Origin of the sequence: Burkholderia singularis (assembly GCF_900176645.1) — a bacterium.
Classification (GTDB): domain Bacteria; phylum Pseudomonadota; class Gammaproteobacteria; order Burkholderiales; family Burkholderiaceae; genus Burkholderia; species Burkholderia singularis.
This window is the reverse complement of the sequence record NZ_FXAN01000050.1, coordinates 25,510-30,518: the sequence shown is the minus strand read 5'-3', so window position 1 is coordinate 30,518 and position 5,009 is coordinate 25,510. Positions and strand designations below refer to the sequence as shown.

Below are 5,009 nucleotides of genomic sequence, written 5' to 3'. Positions count from 1 at the left end.
ATTGCAGAGGAATCAAGCATGCAGCCGAAAACGCATCATCTGTACTTCTGCCATCTGGCCGGGCAGCCGTTCGACGCGCTGAGCGCGCAATTTCCCGGCGCGTCGTGCCATGACTTCAGCGGCGGCAGCCACGACGCGCCGGACACGCTCGAGCGCCTCGCACTCGCATTGCACGACGGCGTGCGCCGCGCGCTGTCGGAAGATGGCGCGCCGCCCGTCGTGCAGGTCGTGCTCGACGAGCGGCAGCACGCGTTGCGCGCGGGCGCGGCCGCGCAGTTGCTGTCGATCCGGGCCGAGTATCCGGCATTTCGCGGGCAGGCCATCACGGTCAATCCGCTCGAGACGCTTGCGTCGCTCGCCTCGAAACTCGCTGCGAACGCGACGGCGCGCGATCCGCACGTCACGTTGCTGTATCGCGGCGACGCCCGTTATGCACTCGGCTGGGAAGAGCAGCCGGCGACGGATGCGCCCCCGCCTTGGCGTGCCGGGCACGCGTATCTGATCGCGGGCGGCTTTGGCGGGCTCGGGCGGGTGCTCGTCGATGCGATCGGCGCGGCTGGGCTGGGCAACCGGGTCGTCGTCGCCGGGCGTTCGAGTCTCGACGAGGATGGCCGCGAGCTGATCGAGCACTGGGCGCGCGAGGGCCTGCCGGTCAGCTACGTGCGCGCCGACGTCGCCGAGCGCGCGCAGGTCGAGCGGCTGATCGGCTGGACGCTTGCCGCGTGTGGCCGGCTGGACGGCGTCATGCATTGCGCGGGCGTGATTCGCGACAATCTGCTGGTGCGCAAGCCGGCTGACGAGTTTCGCACCGTGCTCGCGCCGAAGGCGCGCGGCGCGGTGAACCTCGACGACGCAACCCGCCGCGTGCCGCTGTCGTTTTTCGCGCTGTTTTCGTCGGTGTCGAGCGTGCTCGGCAACGCCGGCCAAACCGACTACGCCGCCGGCAACGGCTTCATGGACGGCTACGCGCGGCTGCGGGCCCAAGCCGTGCGCGACGGCCTCGCGCACGGCCGCACAGTGTCGGTCAACTGGCCGTACTGGCGTGACGGCGGCATGCGGATGGACGATGCGCGGATCGAGCGCATGTGGCGCGACGGCGGGATGCGTCCGCTGTCGACGCCGGACGGCTTGCAGGCGTTCTATCGCGCGCTCGCGCTCGACGCCGAGCAGCTGATGGTCGTCGCGGGCGACGCAGCCCGGCTGCGCGCGGCCGCGCGCGCGCCTGCCGCCGCGGAGCGCGCGGTTAATGCGGATCAGGTGGCCGACGCGCGCGCCGTGCCCGCCGCCGCGTCTGCGCCGCCAGCGGTCCGCACGCCGTCGTTGCCGCTTGCGGCGCGGCCCGGCGATGCGCCGCAGGCGGCAATCCGCACGCATCTGACCCGGCTCGTCGCCGCCCAGCTCGGCCTGGCCGAGCACCGGGTCCGTGCCGACACGCCGCTCGGCCGCTATGGCATCGATTCGGTGATGATGATGAAGGTGATCGCCGAACTGGAGACGGATTTCGGTTCGTTGCCGAAAACCATTTTCTTCGAATATCAGACGCTCGACGAACTGGCGGATTATTTCGTCGAACAGCACGGCGATCGCGTCGCCGCACGCTGGTCCGCCGCAGATTCGGACGCGCGCAGCGGCAGTCAGCGGGGCAGCGACAGCGGCACGCGTCGCGCTTCGGGGGACCGCGAGCCGGCGCACGCCGACGCCGCGCCGGTGCCGATTCCGATTCCAGCGCCGGTGCCAGCGTCAATGCCGGTGCCGACCGTGCAGGCAACGCCCGCAGTCACGCCGCCGAAGCTTGCCTTCGATGCGCGGTCGCACGAGCCGTCTCAGGCGCCGTCTGCTCCATTACGACGCGCGGCCGGCGACGGCGATCTGATCGCGATCGTCGCCGTCGCGGGCCGCTATCCGGGCGCGGACTCGGTCGACGCGTTCTGGACGCAGCTCGCCCGCGGCTACGACGGCATCACCGAGGTTCCGGCCGACCGGTGGAACGCGGACGACTACTACGCGGCCGCCCCCGAAACGGGCAAGAGCCGTTGCAAGTGGGGCGGCTTTCTGAGCGACGTCGCATCGTTCGACCCGGGCTACTTCGGCATGACGCCTCGCGAGGCGGGCGTCATCGATCCGAACGAACGGCTGTTCCTCCAAATCGTCCAGCATCTGTTCGACAGCGGCGGCCTGACGCGCCGCCGTGTCGCCGAGCGCTACGATTGGCGCATCGGCGTGTTCGTCGGCGCGATGTACCAGCAATATGCGGCGTTCGACAGCAACCCCGTCAGCGAATCGCTGACGTCGATCGCGTCGTATGGATCGATCGCGAATCGCGTGTCGCACGTGTTCGATCTGCGCGGGCCAAGCGTCGCGCTCGACACGATGTGCTCGTCGGCGCTCGTCGCGCTTCACTATGCGCGCGAAAGCTTGTTGCGCGGCGAGTGCCGGGGCGCGATCGTCGGCGGCGTGAATCTGTCGCTGCATCCGAAGAAATACGTCGGGCTCGGCGTGTCGGGCATGCTCGCCAGCGCGCCCGAGCGGCGCAGCTTCGGCGGCGGCGACGGCTATTTGCCCGCCGAGGGCGTCGGCGCAGTGCTGCTGCGGCCGTTGCGCGACGCGCTGCGCGATGGCGACGACGTGCTTGCCGTGCTGCGCTCGACCCACGTGGTTCACAGCGGCGGGATGAGCCCTTACGCGACGCCGAATTTGAAATCCCAAGTCGCGCTCATCGAGGAGAATCTCGACAAGGCCGGTGTCTGCGCGACGAGCATCGGCTACGTCGAAGCGGCCGCGACCGGCTCGGCGCTTGGCGACGCGATCGAGATGCGCGCGCTGGGCAAGGTTTTTGCGCAGCCGGGCGTGCCGCGCGCGATCGGCACCGTGAAATCGAACATCGGGCATGCCGAGGCGGCGTCGGGCATGTCGCAATTGACGAAGGTGCTGCTGCAACTCCGGCATCGGAAATGGCTGCCGACGCCGCCAATCGGCACGCCGAATCCCGAGATCGACTGGCGCGGGGCGCCGTTCTCGCTCGTCCACACGTTGTGTGACTGGCCCGAACCGGTAGCCGATGCAGACATCAACGCCGACGCAGATGCCGACGCCGGCTGCGCGCCGCCGTTGCCGCGGCGCGCGGCGATCGATTCGTTCGGCGCGGGCGGCACGTATGCGCATGCGATCGTCGAGGCGTGCGCCGTCGCGACAAAGCCGGCCGACGCCGATGCCGATGCCGATGGCGCAGCGCAGCTTGTCGTGCTGTCCGCGCAGAGCGCGCGCGCGTTGGCCGCGCTGGCTCGCCTGCATCGCGACTGGCTGCGCGAGCCGCGCGATTTGACGTTTGCGCGCTATGCGCGCGCGCTGCGACACGAGCGCGATGCGCTGACGCATCGCGTCGCGTTCGTCGTGCCCGACAAGCGTGCGTTGCTTGCCGAGCTGGACGCATACTGCGCGGGCGCGTCCGCCTGCGTGCCCGGGGCGCGCTTCGAGGGCCACGGCGACACCGCGCCCGGGCAATGGCTGGCAGCCGCGCCGCAGCCGGCCGACCGGCTCGACCGGTTGACGGCACTCGCCGCGCACTGGGCGGGCGGCGGCGACGTCGACTGGCGCGATCTCGATGGAACCGTGTCGGAGCCGCCCGTCGGCCTGCCGCTCTATCCGTTCGATCGCGTGCGATGCTGGGTCGAGCCGCCCGAGACACCCGCCATCACGGCGACGACGGCGGCGGTGCGCCCGTGGATTTCCGACGCTGCCGCGCCCGGCTCGGCATGCACGGTCGACGCACTGCGCACGCTGCTGGCCGAGATCACCGGGCTGCCGACGCATGACTGGGACGCCGACCGCGCATTGAGCGACTACGGGCTGCGCTCGATATCGTTCACGCTGCTGCATCAGGCGCTGGCCGAACGGTTCGGCGAAATCGCGTTCGAGGATCTGCGCCGCTGCACGTCGATGCGCGAGATCGCCCGCGCATACGCGGGCCGGCCCGCGTCGGCCGCGCGGCGCGCACGCGAGGGCGGAGGCCGGCGCTATCCGGAACTTGTCGCGCTCAACTCAGGGATGGCCGGCCGGCCGGTCTTCTGGATTCATGCGGGCATCGGCGGCGTCGAGGTGTACCAGACGCTCGCGCAACACGTCGAACGGCCGTTCTTCGGCATCCAGGCGCGCGGCTACATGAGCGAACGCGCGCCGCTGCACGGTCTTCAGGCGATGGCGGCGTACTACTGTCACCTGATCGTCGCGCAGCAGCCCGACGGGCCGTATTCGCTCGGCGGTTACTCGCTCGGCGGAGCGCTTGCATACGAAGTCGCGCGCCAACTTCAGGAACTCGGCGAGGCCGTCGATTCGCTCGTGATGATCGACAGCCTCGACGGCGATGCGATGAAAGAGTCGTCCGTATCGACGAAGACGCTGTATTTGCAAGCGGCGAACATGGCGATCGGCGCGATGCGGCGCGACGACGTCGAGCAGGCGCTCCACGCGATGATTCATCAGGACGACATCGCCGCCGACATCGACGACGACGCCTTTCTCGATACGGTCGTCGAAGCGGCCGTCGCGCGCGGCGTCGACGCATCCGCTGCGCAGCTTGCGCAGCGTATCCGGCACAACGCCGCCGTGCAGGCGGCATACGATCCCGCCGGCTTCGACCTGCTGCCGCTGCCGCGGCCGGATGCGCTCGCGGCGTACTACCTGCGCAATCGCGGCGGTGATTATTTCGGGCCGCTGAAGCCCTATCTGTTCGTGCGCGGCGAATCGAGCCGGCTCGGCGAGGCCGACTATCTGCGCGGCTGGCGGCGCGCGCTGCCGACGCTCAGCGTGATCGACGTCGATGCGCGTTGCCACATGCTGATGCTGTCGGCGCAACCGTCGCTCGATCAGGTAATCGACGCGTGCCGGCGCATCTATTCGAGCGCCGCCGGGACCGGTGCGCAGCGTGCGCTCGAGCCGGGCGCCGCGCCCGCCGAAGGCGTGCATGAAACCGCGCACGCATGAGCGCGTCGCGACACGTTACGAAGAGGACG

The 5,009-nt window shown here is 70.0% G+C and carries 1 protein-coding gene; it reads left to right on the top strand.

Going from position 1 to position 5,009, the window contains the following annotated elements; genetic code table 11:
* Window positions 1-18: 18 nt before the first annotated feature.
* Window positions 19-4,980: an SDR family NAD(P)-dependent oxidoreductase gene (locus tag BSIN_RS10255; protein WP_089340403.1), complete on the top strand. Its 4,962-nt coding sequence runs from the start codon at window positions 19-21 to the stop codon at window positions 4,978-4,980.
* Window positions 4,981-5,009: the final 29 nt, after the last annotated feature.